This window comes from Caballeronia concitans (assembly GCF_001544615.1).
Lineage (GTDB): Bacteria > Pseudomonadota > Gammaproteobacteria > Burkholderiales > Burkholderiaceae > Caballeronia > Caballeronia concitans.
In genome coordinates, this window is sequence record NZ_FCNV02000006.1 from 181,425 (window position 1) to 198,291 (window position 16,867).

General features: G+C 62.7%; 14 protein-coding genes. 4 read left to right on the forward strand and 10 right to left on the reverse strand.

Going from position 1 to position 16,867, the window contains the following annotated elements:
• Positions 1-27: 27 nt before the first annotated feature.
• Both AWB72_RS16470 and AWB72_RS16475 read right to left on the reverse strand, forming a co-directional pair.
• Positions 28-1,110, reverse strand: coding sequence for a glycosyltransferase family 4 protein (locus tag AWB72_RS16470; RefSeq protein WP_087128294.1), 1,083 nt, complete (start codon positions 1,108-1,110; stop codon positions 28-30).
• Positions 1,110-2,357 (reverse strand): oligosaccharide flippase family protein, encoded by a 1,248-nt coding sequence (locus AWB72_RS16475; protein ID WP_087128296.1) that lies wholly within the window; start codon positions 2,355-2,357, stop codon positions 1,110-1,112. The genes AWB72_RS16470 and AWB72_RS16475 overlap by 1 nt, the downstream gene beginning before the upstream one ends.
• Before the next feature lie 376 nt (positions 2,358-2,733).
• On the opposite strand from AWB72_RS16475, the gene AWB72_RS16480 reads away from it, so the two are divergent.
• On the forward strand, positions 2,734-3,918 hold the full coding sequence (locus AWB72_RS16480) for a glycosyltransferase (protein WP_244285649.1): 1,185 nt from the start codon (positions 2,734-2,736) through the stop codon (positions 3,916-3,918).
• A 62-nt stretch (positions 3,919-3,980) separates the two neighbouring features.
• On the opposite strand, the gene AWB72_RS16485 is transcribed toward AWB72_RS16480, so the two are convergent.
• The gene (locus AWB72_RS16485) at positions 3,981-5,117 is read right to left on the reverse strand and encodes an acyltransferase family protein (RefSeq protein ID WP_040050778.1); all 1,137 of its coding nucleotides are present in this window, start codon (positions 5,115-5,117) and stop codon (positions 3,981-3,983) included.
• Positions 5,118-5,571: 454 nt separating this feature from the next.
• Here AWB72_RS16485 and AWB72_RS16490 point away from each other — a divergent pair, with 454 nt between their 5' ends.
• Both AWB72_RS16490 and AWB72_RS16495 read left to right on the forward strand, forming a co-directional pair.
• The gene (locus AWB72_RS16490) at positions 5,572-7,035 is read left to right on the forward strand and encodes a hypothetical protein (protein ID WP_040050779.1); all 1,464 of its coding nucleotides are present in this window, start codon (positions 5,572-5,574) and stop codon (positions 7,033-7,035) included.
• 26 nt (positions 7,036-7,061) lie between these two features.
• Positions 7,062-8,267, forward strand: coding sequence for a glycosyltransferase (locus AWB72_RS16495; protein ID WP_087128299.1), 1,206 nt, complete (start codon positions 7,062-7,064; stop codon positions 8,265-8,267).
• On the opposite strand, the gene AWB72_RS16500 is transcribed toward AWB72_RS16495, so the two are convergent.
• The 3 genes from AWB72_RS16500 to AWB72_RS16510 all read right to left on the reverse strand — a co-directional run bounded on the left by AWB72_RS16500 (position 8,268) and on the right by AWB72_RS16510 (position 11,228).
• Entirely contained in the window at positions 8,268-8,726 is a 459-nt protein-coding gene (locus AWB72_RS16500) for a hypothetical protein (RefSeq protein ID WP_244285651.1), read from the reverse strand.
• 105 nt (positions 8,727-8,831) lie between these two features.
• Positions 8,832-10,556: an FAD-dependent oxidoreductase gene (locus AWB72_RS16505; protein WP_087128300.1), complete on the reverse strand. Its 1,725-nt coding sequence runs from the start codon at positions 10,554-10,556 to the stop codon at positions 8,832-8,834.
• Positions 10,557-10,655: 99 nt separating this feature from the next.
• Complete coding sequence (locus AWB72_RS16510) at positions 10,656-11,228, reverse strand: DapH/DapD/GlmU-related protein (protein ID WP_244285660.1); 573 nt, start codon at positions 11,226-11,228, stop codon at positions 10,656-10,658.
• 407 nt (positions 11,229-11,635) lie between these two features.
• Here AWB72_RS16510 and AWB72_RS16515 point away from each other — a divergent pair, with 407 nt between their 5' ends.
• The gene (locus tag AWB72_RS16515) at positions 11,636-12,088 is read left to right on the forward strand and encodes a hypothetical protein (RefSeq protein WP_087128303.1); all 453 of its coding nucleotides are present in this window, start codon (positions 11,636-11,638) and stop codon (positions 12,086-12,088) included.
• A gap of 53 nt (positions 12,089-12,141) precedes the next feature.
• Here AWB72_RS16515 and AWB72_RS16520 read toward each other — a convergent pair whose 3' ends face one another.
• The 4 genes from AWB72_RS16520 to gmd all read right to left on the reverse strand — a co-directional run bounded on the left by AWB72_RS16520 (position 12,142) and on the right by gmd (position 16,845).
• Positions 12,142-13,458, reverse strand: a complete 1,317-nt coding sequence (locus AWB72_RS16520) for a glycosyltransferase WbuB (protein ID WP_087128304.1) — start codon at positions 13,456-13,458, stop codon at positions 12,142-12,144.
• 127 nt (positions 13,459-13,585) lie between these two features.
• Positions 13,586-14,728, reverse strand: coding sequence for a glycosyltransferase family 4 protein (locus AWB72_RS16525; RefSeq protein WP_040050783.1), 1,143 nt, complete (start codon positions 14,726-14,728; stop codon positions 13,586-13,588).
• Between the two features lie 35 nt (positions 14,729-14,763).
• A complete protein-coding gene (locus AWB72_RS16530; protein WP_040050784.1) occupies positions 14,764-15,720 on the reverse strand; it encodes a GDP-L-fucose synthase family protein in 957 nt (318 codons plus the stop codon).
• Positions 15,721-15,726: 6 nt separating this feature from the next.
• Positions 15,727-16,845 (reverse strand): GDP-mannose 4,6-dehydratase, encoded by a 1,119-nt coding sequence (gene gmd / locus AWB72_RS16535; RefSeq protein ID WP_040050785.1) that lies wholly within the window; start codon positions 16,843-16,845, stop codon positions 15,727-15,729.
• Between the last annotated feature and the right edge of the window lie 22 nt (positions 16,846-16,867).

Genomic DNA, 16,867 nt, shown 5'->3' on the forward strand with positions numbered 1-16,867 from the left:
GACGTGTAGAACTTGCCGCTCGATGCTTCAGGCAGGCGCTGGGTCCGGCGCGCCGCGCACCACGTCACGCGCGACGGCAAGATAACGCGCGGCCGTATCGGCGAGCGTGAGGCCGTTGAGCGGCCTGTGCGCGCGCGGTTGCGTGAGCGCGGCGACGAGCGCATCGGCGTAAGCGGCGGTGTCGTCGGGATCGCAGAGATGCACGCCGGGGAAATCCGCTGCGAAAGCGAACGGGCGGATCGTGCTCGCGACCACCGGCACGCCGGACGCCAGCGCTTCCAGAAACGCGATGCTGTGCCCTTCCGAACGCGAAGGCATCGCGAAGACGCTCGACGAGAACAGCAGCTCCGCGACATCCGAACGCGGCCCTTGCAGGCTTACGTTATTCGACAGCCCGAGCTTCTCGACGAGATCGCCCACGGCCGCGTGATACGCCGGATCTTCGATCACGCCGCACAGCAGCAGCCGCGCATCCGGCACGCGCTCTACAACGCGTTGGAAAGCATGCACCGTCGAAAGCTGGTTCTTGACCGACGTATAGCGCCCGATCTGCACGATCTGATTCGACGCATTCATGGCACCGTGCCCCGCACGCATCGAAAAGCGAGACATGTCCACGCCGTTCGGGATCAGCGTCATCGAAGGATGGCGGCCTACCGCGCTCACGTAATCGTCGATATTGGCCGGCGACACCGCGATCACCGCGCGCGCACGACGCGACAGCATGCGTTCGACGCGCCTGAACGTGGCGCTTTCGAAGTCGTTGGTGGCGGAGTGCATCACATAGACGACGGGCGCCGGAAGCGGCAGCATGCGCGCGTAGAACGCGGGGATCGTCGCATGCGCGAAGACCACGTCCGCGCGATAGGCGCTGATGGTGCGATAGAGATTCCACAGCTTGCCGACGCGTCCCGGCTTCCGCTCCGGGAAGAGACACTGCACGCCGTTCGCGACCAGTTCCGCCTGCAACGCGGTGAAGTCGTCGTGCGCGGGCGTGAGCGACGCGATCGCGACCGTCTGCCCGCCACGCTGTTGATGAATCGCCAGGTCTTTCGCCAGCACTTCGGCGCCGGAAAGACGCGGCGCGAGCACGAGATGGATGATGCGCATTACGCCTCCCTGACGCTTTTATAGAGCATCCACGCCGCGGCTGTGCCGAGGCCCGCTGTCATCGCCCATGCAATGCCCGTCACGCCCCACAGATGCGTGGCGATGGGCACCGTGACGCACAGCACGATGGCCTGAAGAATGGACGCGTGCGTCGCGACCTTCGGCATGCCCGCCGCGCGCAGCCACGAGACGAGCACCGCGATGACCGCGCCGATCGCCATGTTGATGACGAAGATCCTGAAGAGCGGCACCGCCGAAAGCCACGCCGGTCCGAGCACGAGATTGAAGAGCGGCTCGGCGGCGAAGCGCAGCACGATCACGAGCACCGTCAGGCCCGCGCCCGCGATCAGCAGATAGCGGCGAAAGAGCTTGCGCGCGCCCGCGACATCACGCCGATGATGCTCGGAGAACGTGGGAAAGAGATACTGCGACATCGCGATGGCCGCATCGGCGAGCAACATCTGCGCGAGCTTCGACGACATCTGATACGCGCCCAGTTGCACCGGTCCGAGCAGCTTCGCGACGACGACCTTGTCGAACTGATTGAGCAGCAGATTGACGACGCTGCCCGCCCAGATCCATCGGCTGAAGTTGACGTAGTGCGAGATGCCCGCGAACGAAAAGCGAATGGGCGGACGCGGCGACATGGCAGTCCACGTGAGCGTGGTCTTGAGCAACTCGCCCGCGACGAGGCCGATCAGCACCGAGTACGCGCCCGCGCCCGAGAGCGCGCATGCAAGGCCCACCGCGCAATCCGTGAACGCCGCCGATGTCTCCACGCCCGCGAGCTTCTGAAAGCCGCGCTGACGCGTGACGATGAAGTACGCGGGCGATGCGATGCCGCGCACGATGGGCAATGCGGCTGCAAGCAGGATCAGGCCGATCGAGCCGCTCATATGGAACTGGCTCGTCATCAACGGCGCGAGCGCGGCAATCAGAAGGCCGATCAACACGCCGCGCATGGCGAGCGTCGCCCATACCGCGCCGAGCTCGTCGTGCGTGGGCGCATTGCGTCCCTGCACGACGGCCTGTGCAAGCCCGGTATCGGACAACGATTCGGCGATCGCCACCGCGAGCAACGCGATGCTGACCGCGCCGATCGCTTCAGGTCCGAGTATGCGGCCGATGGCCAGGAACTTGACGGCGACGAACCCGCGCACCGCCACTTGCTGCAAGAGCACCCAGAACGCCGCGTCGTGCTCGAAGCGCGCGCGTGCTGGCAAGAAAGATAGCCGGACAGATCTCACTCAATTTCCCCGCGCTGCTGTCATTTTCGATTTTCGTGGCACGTCGATAGGTCTATATCGCGCGCGATGCGCCTTGCGTGTCATGCAACGCACCATGCCCGGACGACGGGTGCGCGCACGACGACGCTTGTATTCAGGCGACTGTCGCAAAAGTATCGTGGCCGGCTATGTTCCGGACGACAACGCGTAGTGCATATCGGCCCGGCATGCGCGTTATCGCGGGTTGACGCGTGCTGCAACGTGTCCTCGGCCACATCGCGCGTTGCGAATAAGGGCTGAAATGTGGCCGTTGAATACGCCGACGCGATGTTAGTGTTCATCCGTCCGCGCAACGGACCATGCTTCAATCCACTTCTACATGCCGGGTACGAACTTCATGGCGAAAGAGACCGTCCTCATCATCGAGCCTGATTTCAGCGGCCATCGCTGGCGCTACGCGGAATGGGCCGCGAACGCGTACATGGAAGCGGGCTATCGATGCCTCATCGTGACCACGCCGCGCAATGCCGCGCATCCGCTCGTCAGGAAGATCCATGAAGAAGGCGGCGATGCGCTTCGCATCACGCTCGTTGCGCCGCCCGAGCACGGCGCGCGCAAGGGTCTTTCATCCATCAGCTATATGCGCGCGCATGCGGAGTTCCGTCATGCCTACGCGATGGCGAGCCGCGAGCACAAGGTCGCGCTCGTGGTCGTGCCTTATGTCGATTACTTCCTGCTCGCGCTGCCGTTCCTGCGCTCGCCGTTCGGCACGACGCCGTGGGTCGGCGTCACGATGCGTTCGAACTTTCATCATCATCTCGTCGGCGTGCGCGCGCCGCGCCGGCCGCTCGTCAACGCGGTGAAGTCGAAGCTCTTCGCGCGCGCGGTTCGCGTGGGCGGCATGAAGACGTTGCTGACCATCGACCCGACCTTGCCCGACTGGTGGAAGCGCAACGCGAATCACGCGGGCGGCACGAGCATCGACTATCTCGCCGATCCGTTTCCCGATGCTCACGCGGCGGAGCCATCGGCGGCGAAGCAGAGGCTCGGGTTATCGGACGGCAAGCACGTGCTCGTGTATGGCGCGATCAACGATCGCAAGGGACTGTTCGAACTGATCGATGCGCTCGCCGCGCGCAATGGCGATGCACGCGCGCCCACGCTCGTGATCGCAGGCAAGCAGGACGACGATGCGCGCGACTTGCTGACAGCGGCGGTGAAGAAGCTCGAGCCTGCGCCTATCGTGATGGATCGCTTCATCCCGAGCGAGATGGAGCTGGATCTGTTCTCCGCCTGCGATGTGGTGTGGCTCGGCTATAAAGGCCATTACGGCATGAGCGGCGTGCTCGTGCAGGCGTTCCGCTTCGGCAAGCCGGTTGTCGCGACAGCCGATGGACTTATCGGCTGGTTCTGCCGCACGGGCGACCTGGGGCCTGTCATCGACGATCTCACGCCTCAATCCATCAATCGCGCACTCGACGATGTGCTCGCGCGAAGCACGCAACCTCTCGTTCAAGGGCATCTGCTCGAACGCAATACGCTCACGCAGTTCAAGGAGACGTTGCGCCAGGCGATGGCCTGATCTGGAAACGATAAAAGCCCGTTCCTGCGATAACCGCAGGAACGGGCTTTATTCTTTGTGCATCAAGCCTGCCGGCCTGCCGCCTCCGGCACTTCGGCCTTGCGCTTCGCGGGAAACAACGCATCGCGAATGCGCAGGAACGGGAACTCGATCGCGCGCGTCGTCACATAGCCCACCACGATTGCAATGGCGAACTGCGCCAGCATGATCGCGCCCCACGCGGGAATGGCCGGCAGATGCCACGCGGCCGCCTTGCGGATGAGCATGTCGCCCGGTGCGAGCGCCAGCGAATGCCACAGATAGATGCCATACGAATACACGCCGATCCACCCGATCACGCGATAGAGGATCGACCCGCGAATGCGTCCCGAATACTCGACCGTGAGCACGATCAACGCGCAATAGCCGATGGCCTGCACCGTATAACCGATGCTTTGATCAACCGACGCGTTGCGCGTGCCGAACACGAGCCAGAGCACGAGCCCCGCGACCGCCGCGATCAACAGGCCCTTTCGCTGCGCAATGCCGCGATACACGCCGGGCTTGAGCCAATAGATCGCGGCGAGCATCACGCCGAAGAGCAGGCTGTCGATGCGGTATTGCGTATAGAAGAACGTGCCTTCGAGATCGCCGTTATAAACCGCGACGCTGCGCCCGATCAGCACGGCGACGCAAATGGCGCCGAGGACCGTGAGTATCGTGTTGACGCGCGTTTGCCAGCGCGAGAACAGGATGAGCAAGAGCGGCAGGAACAGATAGAAATGTTCCTCGACCGCAAGACTCCATGTCTGCGCCACCGACGAGCCGAAGTAGTTCTGCATGTGCGTGAGGTTCTGCACGAGGAACGTATCGGTCGGATGACGCCCCACGATCACATGAAACAGAATGAGCGCGTAGTACGCCGGCCATATCTTGAAGATACGGCGCACGATAAAGCGCCCGGCATCGATACGCCCTTCCTGCGCGTATTGCCTGAGCAGCAAGCCGCCGACAAGAAAGCCGCTTAGCGTGAAGAACAGATTCACGCCTTCGTGGCCGAAGTTCTTGAGCGGATACTCGATGGCGGCAATGAAGGCGCTGCCGGTCGGATACGAATGGAAGTGAAACCCCATCACTGCGATGATGGCAAGTCCCCGGATGAAATCGAGCTCAATCGATCGATTGGGTCCTGGCATGCGTGTCACGCCGAAAAGGCTCATGGCCTTCCCCCTGTCTGCGAAGGTCTTGTTTATGTTGGATGCCTCGCCGCCCGGGTTCCTCATATCGGCGCACGCACGCGCATCGCTATTTGTCGTGGTCTCACGCCGGTTCTCCGGCAGTCCAATGTTCGTTGCAGACGGCTGTCGCGGTCCGCCAGAATCACGCGCCTAAACGACACCGCAACACGCGCTGTGCGGCCTTGGCAACACATGCGCGAACCGTTCGATGCGAGCGTGGTGAGGCGCACATGGCCATCCGTCGATTCGCGCCGAAGGCTAGTCGCTAAACGCCGCCGCTTTCGCGAGCGCTTTTGGCCGCTGATATATTCGACTCACAAATACGGGGTACCCGGGGACCATCGCACGAGCTTCAGCCGAAGCTCACGACACGCGAATCCAGGCTTCCAGGGCACGCAGCGGCATCACACCGCGACGCCATCTAAAAGAGAACGCCATGCGCAACAAGTTCGCCGTCGTCTGGATCTGGCTTTTTCTGCTTCCGCTCGCATTCGACTTCAAGGCCGCGGAAACCGCCAGCAAGGCCATTCAGATTCTGCTCACCGTGCCCGCCATGGGCGCGGCCGTCGCGCTATTGATGATCGCGCCGCGCTTTGCGCATCGCTCGCGCTTGCGCACGCTCGTCACATCGCTCCTTCTCATCACGATACTCGGCAGTGCCGCGACGCAAGTGCTGCAAGGAAACGACTCGGGCAACTACATGCGCGTGATCCTGCCGTTCATGCTGATGCTGCTCGGCTATTTCGTGGCTTGCCGTCCGTGGGATTCGCAGCGGCTCGAACAGATCGAACGCGCGATGTTCTGGTCGATGGTCGCATCGCTCGTATTCAGCTTCGCCTATGGCATGGCGACCGGCGGCGGCCTCGAGAACGTGCGCTTTCGCATCGTGTCGGTCACGTTCCTCTGTCTGCAAGGGCTGCTGCTGCATGAGTTCGTCGTCGCGAAACGCATCACCAAGTTCACCGTGCTGCTCTTTCTTGCGACGGTCGTGATCGAGCTGCTCAGCGTCACGCGCAGTCTGCTCGTCGGCTCGCTGCTGTTGTTCGTGTTCGCGACGTGGCTCGCCGCGCCATCGCCGAAGCATCTCTTCAAGGCGGGCTTGCGCGCACTCCTGATCGCCTCGCTGCTCGGCGCGATGGTCGCCGCATCCGCTGCGTTCTTCCCGGCCGTCGCGGAACACTGGTCGCAGCGCATGTCGTTCGCGAAGGCCACGGAATCCGGCCGCGATCCGACCACCATCACGCGTCTTGCAGAAATGAAGGACCAGTACGACCAGACGATGTCGGACACGCTCTCGGTCTTCGTCGGCAAGGGCTACGGTCACGACTATCGCTATTCGCCCGATTACCTGCCGGACCTCGCAGGCCAGTTCACGCCGAAGGACTTCTACGCGATCAAGGAATGGGCGGCGGGCCATAACTTCTGGATCTATCAGTTCTTCGCGGGCGGACTGCTGTTCGGCGTTGCGTTGCCCATTGCCTTGCTGTGGGCGCTGTATCGCGGCTCGATGGCGTATCGCTCATGGCGGCGCCGCTCGCCCGACGCGATGTATCTGCCGGTGCTTGGCCGCGCGCTGCTCGTGGTGGCTGCGCTGCCCGCGACGTCCGTCGGCGGCAATCCGCTCGGCAATCGCTTCTCCGGCATCGTGTTCGGCGTCGCGCTCGGCCTTCTCGTCGCGGCGTTCGGACGTATCGCACACAACATGCGGATGCGCGCGGAGCATGCATCGCAACTGGCATCGTTCAAAAGGCGATATTCCGGCATGCGCCCGGACATGTATGCGCATGACGAGCCGCTGTCGGATCTGCTGCCCGCGCATGCAGCGCAAGCGCCGGGCATCGCATACGAACGTCACAATGAGCCGCCGTCGGGCGCGAGTTCGCTCGCACCGTCCGCGTGAAGCCAGCGAGAACGGAACGTCGCGTCATGAGAATTCTGCATCTGCTATCCACCGTCGATCCGCGTGCGGGCGGTCCCACCGAAGGCGTGCTGCAAAGCGGCCTCAGCATGCAGGCGATGGGCCATGAAATCGAAGTCGTATCGCTCGATGCGCCGGACGCGCCCTATCTCCGCGCGTTCGGCTTGCGCCTGCATGCGCTCGGTCCGTCGCGCGGCTTCTACGGGCTATGCCCGCGCCTCGTGCCTTGGCTGCAAGAACATGCACCACGCTTCGACGCGATCATCGTCAACGGGCTGTGGCAATACCATAGCTTCGGCGCATGGAAGGCGCTGCGCGGCAGCAAGGTGCCGTATTACGTGTTTCCGCACGGCATGCTCGATCCGTGGTTCAAGCGCACGTATCCGCTCAAGCACTTGAAGAAGTGCGTGTATTGGCCGTGGGCCGAATATCGCGTGCTGCGCGATGCGAGGCGCGTGCTCTTCACGACAGAGGAAGAGCGCCTGCTCGCGCGCGAGTCGTTCAGGCTTTATCGTGCGAATGAAGAAGTGGTGTCGTTCGGCACGCGTCAGCCGCCCGCCGATTCGCCTGCGTTGCGCGATGCCTTTCTCGCGAAGTTTCCGCAGCTCCGGGCCAAGCGCGCGATTCTCTTCCTCGGCCGCATTCACGAAAAGAAAGGATGCGACCTGCTCTTGAAAGCATTCGCCGCCGTCCGCGATATCGATCCGCGCGCGCATCTGGTCATGGCCGGCCCCGACGATAGCGACTGGGCCGCGCAATTGCGCACGCTCGCGAAGGATCTCGGCATAGAAGACCGCACGACATGGACCGGCATGCTCACGGGCGATCTCAAGTGGGGCGCGTTCCGCACGAGCGACGTGTTCGCGTTGCCGTCGCATCAGGAGAACTTCGGCATTGCGGTCGCGGAAGCGCTGGGATCGAAGCTGCCGGTGCTCATCTCCGACAAGGTCAACATCTGGCGCGAAGTGAAGGAAGACGGCGCGGGCATCGTTGCAACCGATACGCTCGACGGCACCATCGACGCGCTATCGACCTGGCTGCGCATGGACGCACGCGCTGCCTCGGTCATGCGCGAACAAGCGCTCGATACGTTCATGCGGCGCTTTCACGTCGATGCGATGTCGAAGGACCTCGTCCGCGTGCTGCGCGATACGGCGAACACGCGCGACGACGGCATTACACGCGGCGCATTGTCCGCGTCATTCGAACGCTAATCAGCGGCCGGATTGAAGGAAGTTCGCGAAGCGGTTCTGCACTGCGATGATCTTGCTCGCGCAATCGTCGAAGTCGGAACCCTTCGCGCTTTCGGGGCCGTACATGCCGCGGCATTGCGCATAGAGCGAGATCGTCGCGCCATCGCCTTTCGCCACGCGCGTGGCCGAATACACGGGCTTGCCGGAGCGCGAAGGCACGTCGCTTTCGATCGCGACGGCATCCGCGCGAATCACCGGCTGATTCGAGTTCTGCTCGATATAACGCTTCGTCAGATCCCACATCGCATTGCATTGCGCGGCATCGCGGCACTGGACGCTCGCGCTGCGTTGCGCCGCCTCGAGCGATTGCTGCGAGCGCGCGAAACCCTGCGCTTGCTGCGCTTCCTTCTCGGCTGAAGAACAGGCCGCGAACATGAGCGGCAGGAGCGATGCAAGTGCGATGACTGTAAGCTTGTTCACGTGCGGACATTCCGAAGCAAAAGGACGGATGCCGATTATAGCCAGCAAAGAAAACGCCGCCGGTCTTCCGAACCGGCGGCGCCCCCTTCCCCAACTGCCAGGCTGCTACGCCAGGTCTCCTCGCATATGCATTGCAGACGCCGCCATCGGCAGCGCTTCGGCTTCTTTCTCATGACGCATCGGCTTGCCCGATGACGTGACGATGGTCGGCGCGGTATCGTCGCTCTTGATGACGCGTTGCAGATGAGCCGCCAGCCGCAAGGTCAACGCCGCGATGGTGATCGTCGGGAAATTCGCGCCGACGGTCGGGAACACCGAGCTGCCCGCCACATAGAGGTTGCTCATGCCGTGGATCTTGAGGTTGCGGTCCACCACGCCGTTCTTCGGCGAATCGTGCATGCGCGTCGTGCCCATGTGATGCCACGTGCCTTCGAGTTGCGCGGGCCACGGCTTGCCTTGCAGCGGTTCGTCGAGCGTGACGTCCGCCACGCCGCCGCGCCGCAATTCAGCCGCGAGATGCGCGACCGTGCGATCGAACGTGCGCTTGACCAGTTCGGTCACCTGCCAGTCCACCTTCACGCGATTCATGCCGAGCGCGTCTTTCTGCCCCGACAGCGTCACGCGGCTGTCGCGATTCGGCTCGGCCTCGACGATCGTTTGAATCTTCACGTCGGTGATGAGCGGACGCGGCTGCAACAGGCGCGCAAGACCGAAGCAGGCGGTATCCACGGGGTTCGTCATCATCGTGACGAGATCCGCCGCCATGCTGTAGCCGGGCTGATCCTTCTTGAGCATGGCCTGCTTCGCGCGAATCAGCGCTTCCGATCCCTTCGTGTTCTCGCCGCGGAACACCGAGTAGAACCACGAGCGCGCGTTGAGCAGCTTCTCGCGTTTCAGCACCTTTTGCGTGAGCGCGAACTGCGACGAGATGAACGTGCCGTTCGCGGAGACCGCCTTGTTCTGATAGTGATACTTGATGTCGTAGAGCTTGTTGCGCGCCCATTCCTTCTTGAAGTGCACGCTCGCCGACATGATGCGCGGATGGTCCATGAAATAGCGGCCGACGAGGTCGTTGCCGTTGCCGAGACCGGCCGCCTGCACCTTGTTCGACGAAAGCAGGAGCCGCGCATTCTCGATGCCGCCCGTCGCGAGCACGAACACCTTCGCGCGAATCGCGAAGCGGCGGCCCGTCAGCGTGCCGACGTCGATCTTCGTGACCGAGCGCGCGTCGCTGTCGGTGTCGATGTTCATCGCGTTCGCATGCAGGAACACGCGCACGTTCTTCGCCGCCAGCAAGTCCTTGCGATACACCTTGCCGAAGCGCACCGGCGGGCTGAACTGCGAGATCGTGTCGCGCACGTTGCCGCTCGGGAACGGGTGACGGCGCACGTCGGACCGGTTGATCGCCGTTTCCCAATGCGCGGGATCGAAATTGTTTTCGCCCAGTTGCAGCAGCGCATGCGTGCGCTCGTAGTACGGGCGCAGTTCTTCGAGGCCGAAGGGCCAGCCGCTATCGGTCACCCAATCGCGCTTTTCGAAGTCCCACGGATCGAGCGGACGGCACCATCCGCCCCAGCAGTTGCTGCTGCCGCCGAGAAAGCGGCTGCGGCAACCGTCCGCGAATTCGTAAGGAACCCCAACGTTTTCCCCGCGATACAGGTCGCGCGTTTCGTTGTCGGCGCGGTATCCGCCGCTTTCGAGCAGACATGCGCCGATGCCCTGCTTTTCAAGCTCCAGCGCCAGCGTGATGCCGGCGACACCCGCGCCGATAATGCAAACCGTGGTCTCGATGACTGCGCCTTCTTCAACGTTCCGGCTGTCGATGAACATTGCCCCGTGCTCCTTCTTGTTATGCCTTTAGCGATGCCGCCCTGCCGCTCGCGATGCATCGCGCTCGTGCTGCGTTGCCCATGCGTCGGGCGTCGTATGTCATGCGGGAAAGCGCTTCCTTAAGAACCGCACCGGATTGCCGCCGTACACGCCTTCCGCTTCCAGCGAGCGGTGCACCACCGAAAGCGGCGTGACGAGTGCCGAACGTCCGATGGTGACACCCATCTGCACGACGCATTTGGATGTGATCCACACGCCGTCCTCGATCACGATCGGCGCGACCTGCAAATCCATGTTGCCCGCCGCATCGTGCGATCCCGTCGTCAGAAACGTGCCTTGCGAAATGCACACGTTCGAGCCGATGCGAATGTCCGCCTGGTTATAGATCCACGCATTGACGCCGAACCAGCAGTTGTCGCCGACTTCGAGATTCCACGGCGCTTTCACGCGAATGGGATGCGGCATGCGACAGTTCCTGCCGATGCGAGCGCCGAACGCCCGCAACAGCGCTACACGCACGAACGAAACCGGTATCAGCTTGTTATTGATGAAGCATGCTTCCACGAAGAACCACAGAAGCTCCATGACGAAGCCGCGCTTCGCCACGAAATTGCCCGGCCCCGCGAGCGAGAGATCGATTACACCGCCGCGCCTGACGCGCGCATCGGGCATGTGGTTGCCGCGCTCATCGCTGGCCGCGCCGATGCATCGCTCGTCGATCGCTCTGTCCATGAAATCCCCGCTCGCGTTGCTTATCGCTTATCGCTTGTTGCTGGTCGCTTATTGCTTATCGCTTGTTGTTCTGCGCATCGCCGGCGTTCATTGCGCCTGACCCGATACGGTGAACCGATTATCAGCGAACGCCAAAAAGCGCCATGTGCGCCATGACACGCATGGCTGCATCGGCAAGACTTTTGGCGGTCGCGGTCGGAGCCCTGCCTTAAGCTTCTTTCGTGCGCATGCAATTCATCATGCCGCGTGAAGTAGCGTACCGATGCATCCACACCGCGTCTGTATAAAGCTCAACGAAACATTAGAGAATGCATGCCGTTCACTTGCAACAAGCCACGGAGAATCCAATGAAACACGAGCTGCGCGCGGCGATCATGCCGCTTGTATTGGCTGCGCTGGTCGCATCGCCCTTGGCGCATGCAGGCAATTTCTCCGATGCAGCGCTCGTCCAACAAGCGGGACCGGGCGTGCCATCGGAAATGGATCTGCTTGGCAGCCCCGACCGATACGCCGATCCCTACGGCGCGCCGGTCAACGGCAAAGGCGGCAAGCGCGGACCGATCACCAATGCGCAGACGGCGCAAGGCATTTCGCCCACCGACAAGCTGCTCGCGAAACAGAATGGCTATGTGGATGACGCGGGCGCGGGCCCGCAAGTGCGGCGTGCCGGACGCAATGCCGACGCGAAGGCGATGATGATGCCCCAGGGCGCGGCGGCCACGCTTTATCGCACGCCGAATGGAATGAAGCCGCCGGCGGGCGCCATGCGGCAGAGGGAGATTTACAAGTCGCCGTATTGATGCAGCATCGGCCGTTCAGCGCGCTTCGGCGCACCGAACGGCCGGCGCATCGTTCACTCGATCTTCTCGACTTGCGGCAGGATGGGCCCGCGTTCCTTCATGCGGACGATGGGCATCTCGACGACATCGCTTGCACGCGTGACGGCTGCATCGCCGACGAGAGACTTCAGGCGCTCTTCGAGGCGCGCGAACACCGCCTGCGGCGAGAGCCGTTCCTGTGCAAAGAGTCGCCCTTCTTCGCCATAACGCGCACGCAATGCGGGATTGCGAACGAGCATGGTGATCGCGTCGGTCAATGCTTCGACGCTTTCCGGTTCGATCACCACGCCGCGCCCCGACACCGCTTCATACAGCTCGGTGCCCGGATGCGCCATCGCCACCACCGCGCGCGCGCTCGCGAACATGCCGGTGAGCTTCGAAGGCATCACGAGATCCGCGACATCGCCGCGTTGCGGCAGCACGTGAATGTCCGCGAGGTTCAGCAGTTCGTTGAGACGCTCGACCGGCTGAAGCGACAGAAAGCGCGTGTTCGGCAGATCGGCACAACGCTTCTGCAATTCGGCCTTCGTCGCGCCGTTGCCGCAGAACACGAACACGACGTCATCGCGTGCAGCGAGCGCGGCGGCGGCTGAAGCCAATACTTCGAGGCCCTGCTTCGCGCCCATGTTGCCCGAATAGAGCACGACCTTCGCATGTTCGCCGATGCCGAGTTCGCGCCGGAAGGCACTCGGGCGGTCGATCGGATAGATGGCGGTCGTATCGACCCAGTTGGGCAGATGGAAGGCATCGGCAGGCGCCACGCCCTTCTTCACCGCGCGCTCGACCATTTTGTCCGAGATCGACGACACCACGTCGAAGCGCCGCATGAGCCAGCGTTCGAACGCAAGCGCGCCACGCGCCGCGCGTGCGTTCTTGAGCAGACCGAGATCGAACGCTGCGTCTACTTCGAAGTCCTGAATATGCAGCCAGGACCGCGCGCCCGTCAGACGCGCGAGCGCGAGCGCGCCCGGTGCATTGGCCAGGCTCGGCGCAATGGTCATCACGACATGCGGACGCCAGAGTCCGTGCATGAGCACCGCCGGCAGCGAGCTGAGCGCGAACGAGCACAGATGCAGCATGCGCTTCGCTCCGCTCGGTTTCTTCGGCACCCACAACGGCGCGCGCCAGAGACGCACGCCCTTGCGCGTCTCGAAGCGATGCCGCCAGCTCGCATAGCCATCGCCGACTTTCCATTCCGGATAGTACGGCGGTGCGCAGACGACGCGCACGTCATGGCCGCTTTGAGCCAGCGCTTCCGCCATTTCCGCCGTGTATTTGCCGGTTCCCGTCAGTTCGGGCGCGTAATTCAGCCCGTAGATCAGTATTTTCATGTGGTCCCTCGCCCGACAATCGCGCTTCGAGTCCCGGGCGTGTCCTCGTCGCCCGGCAAAGCGCCAGCCCTCGATCCCCGCGTGTGTGCCGTCCTCCTTCGTCCGTGCATACCGACTCATCGAGTCATCAGTTCGTCAGCAGCAGCGCACAGCCCCGCGCAATGCTCGCTGCAGCCGACGGCGGATCGAAGCGCTGAATGACATCGGTGCAGCGCCTCGCGACGCCCGCCGTATCGGCGAACGCTTCGATCGACTTGAGCATGGTTCGATGCAGGCTGCCGACATCGCCCGCCGGGAACGCGTACCCCGATACGCCTTCCACCACGAGTTCCGGCACGCAACCGCAACTCTCGCTCACGATGACCGGACAGCCATGATTCAACGCTTCGTTCGTCACGAGCCCCCACGGTTCGCGCTTGCTCGGCAACACCATGCACGTCGCGCCGAAATACTCCCGCGAGAGCGGCGCGTCCTGCAGGCTGCCGAGAAAATGCACCGCGTCTTGCAGGCCCGCATCCGCGACCTGCTTCTTCAGCTCATCGCCGAGCGGCCCCGTCCCGACGATGCGTAACTCCGCTTCCGGCACGCTCCGCTTCAACAGCTTGAACGCATCGACGAGCGTATCGATACCCTTCTCCGCCGACAAGCGCCCGACGAACAGAAACACCGGCTTGTTGCCCTGCCGATGCGCAAGCCTGTCCGGCACGACCTTCTCCGGCGAGAACGAGCGCGGCAATGCCGCGGCCTGGCACGGAATGAAGATGTTTTCCTGCTTCGCACCGAGCGACATCAGATACTCGCGGCTGCGCGTGCCGAAGGCGAAGTACCCATCGCATAGCGAAAAGAACACGCGCTTCGGAATGGACGTCAGCATGCGGCGTGGATTGTCGCGCGCGGTCGAGTCGCAGAACACGGCGCGGCGCTTGCCCGTCACGATGCATGCGGCCATCATCGCCCAATACTCGGGACGGTGATAACCCGGCAAAACCACGAGATCGGACTTGGCCTTCAGCACTTCCCAGACGAGGCGCAGGGTCATGCGCCATGTGGGCACGTCTTCATAGCATCCGCTGTAGAGCTTCTTCATCGGGTAGCGATGAAACGAGTAATCGACATCCGAAAAGCCGATGCGATCGTGCTCCGTATCCGCGATCTGCACCATCGAGTACTGGATGGGACCGGACCCCGAGATGTTGTGCAGCGCGGACAACACTTCCCCTTTGTGCCGCGACCACACCACGTTATGAAAGATGGTCACTGAAGCTGACATTATTCTTTTATCCCCGCGAAAGGATGCGGCGCGACTCAGGCAGTCACCAGTGTCCGCGGCATCGAAGCATAGCGTTCAAGGAAGTCCCCGTACGTCGCGCGTATGCCTTCCTCGAGCGCGATCGACGCCTTCCACCCCATGCTTTCCAGTTTCGATACATCGAGCAGCTTGCGCGGCGTGCCATCGGGCTTGCTCGCATCGAACACGAGTTCGCCTTCGAAGCCCACGACGCGGCAGACCGTCTGCGCCAGCTCGCGAATGGTCAGGTCATCGCCGACGCCGACGTTGAACACGCCTTCGTTCACGTCGCTTTCCATGAGGAACGCGGCGGCATCGGCGAGATCGTCCACATGCAGAAACTCGCGGCGCGGCGAGCCGGTGCCCCAGACGGGCAGCGTCGCATCGCCACGCAGCTTCGCTTCGTGCGCCTTGCGCATCAGCGCGGGCAACACGTGGCTGCTCTTCAGATCGTAGTTGTCGTTCGGGCCGTAGAGATTCGTCGGCATGAGCGAAACGAAGTGCGTGCCGTATTGACGGTTGTACGCCTCGCACATCTTGAGGCCCGCGATCTTCGCAATGGCATACGCTTCGTTGGTCGGCTCCAGTTCCGATTGCAGGAGATACTCCTCCTTGATCGGCTGCGGGCACGCCTTCGGATAGATGCACGACGACCCGAAGAACACGAGCTTCGACACGTTCCAGCGGCACGCCGCATGGATCACGTTCGTTTCGATCGCGAGGTTCTCGTAGATGAACGAGGCGGGCATCGTCGAATTCGCGAGGATGCCGCCCACGCGCGCCGCCGCGAGAAACACCACGTCGATCTGATTCTCTTCAAAGAAGAGATTCACGCCGCCCTGATCGGTGAGGTCGAGATGCGCCTTCGTGCGCGTCACGATGTTCTCATAGCCGGCCGCTTTCAGACGCCGCACCAGGGCCGATCCCACCATGCCCCGATGCCCCGCCACGAAGATTCGTGCTTGCTTGTCCATGGCGTCTTACTCGTGATGTTCGAGAGCCTTGAAGCCGGCGAGCGTGACGAGCGCGTCGCGTCGTGCGATCTGATAGTCCGCGCGCACCATTTCCTTCACGAGCGACTGGAAGGACGTGGCCGGACGCCAGCCGAGCTTTTCGTGCGCCTTGGTCGGATCGCCGAGCAGCGTTTCGACTTCGGTCGGGCGGAAGTAGCGCGGATCGACGCGCACGATCACCTGTCCCGGACGCAGCTTCGTTTCGCGGCCTTCCACGCGATCGACGATACCGATCTCGTTCACGCCCTCGCCTTCGAAGCGCACATGCACGCCGAGCTCGGCCGCGGCCTGCTGCACAAACTCGCGCACGCTGTATTGCACGCCCGTTGCAATGACGAAGTCTTCCGGCTGCTCCTGCTGCAGCATCATCCACTGCATCTCGACGTAATCGCGCGCATGGCCCCAGTCGCGCATCGCGGAGAGATTGCCGAGGAAGAGGTCGTCCTGCAGTCCCGCTGCGATACGCGCGATCGCACGCGTGATCTTGCGCGTGACGAACGTCTCGCCGCGCACCGGCGATTCGTGATTGAACAGAATGCCGTTGCACGCGTACATGCCATACGCTTCGCGATAGTTCACCGTGATCCAGTAGGCATAGAGCTTCGCCACCGCATACGGGCTGCGCGGATAGAACGGCGTGGTTTCGCGCTGCGGAATCTCCTGCACGAGGCCGTACAGTTCCGAGGTCGATGCCTGATAAAAGCGCGTCTTCTTTTCGAGGCCGAGAATGCGGATGGCTTCGAGGATGCGCAATGCACCGAGGCCGTCGGCATTGGCCGTGTATTCGGGTTCTTCGAACGAGACCGCCACATGGCTTTGTGCAGCCAGGTTGTAGATCTCGTCGGGCATCACGCGCTGGATGATTCGCACGAGGCTCGTGGAATCGGTCAGGTCGCCGTGGTGCAAAAAGAGTCGCTGGTCCGGATCGTGCGGATCGCGATAAAGATGGTCGATGCGGTCGGTATTGAACAGTGAACTACGGCGCTTGATGCCGTGTACCTCGTAACCCTTGTTGAGCAACAGTTCGGCCAGATAAGAGCCATCCTGCCCCGTGATGCCCGTGATCAAAGCAACTTTGCGGTCCATGCATAACCTCTCGTTCTCGTTC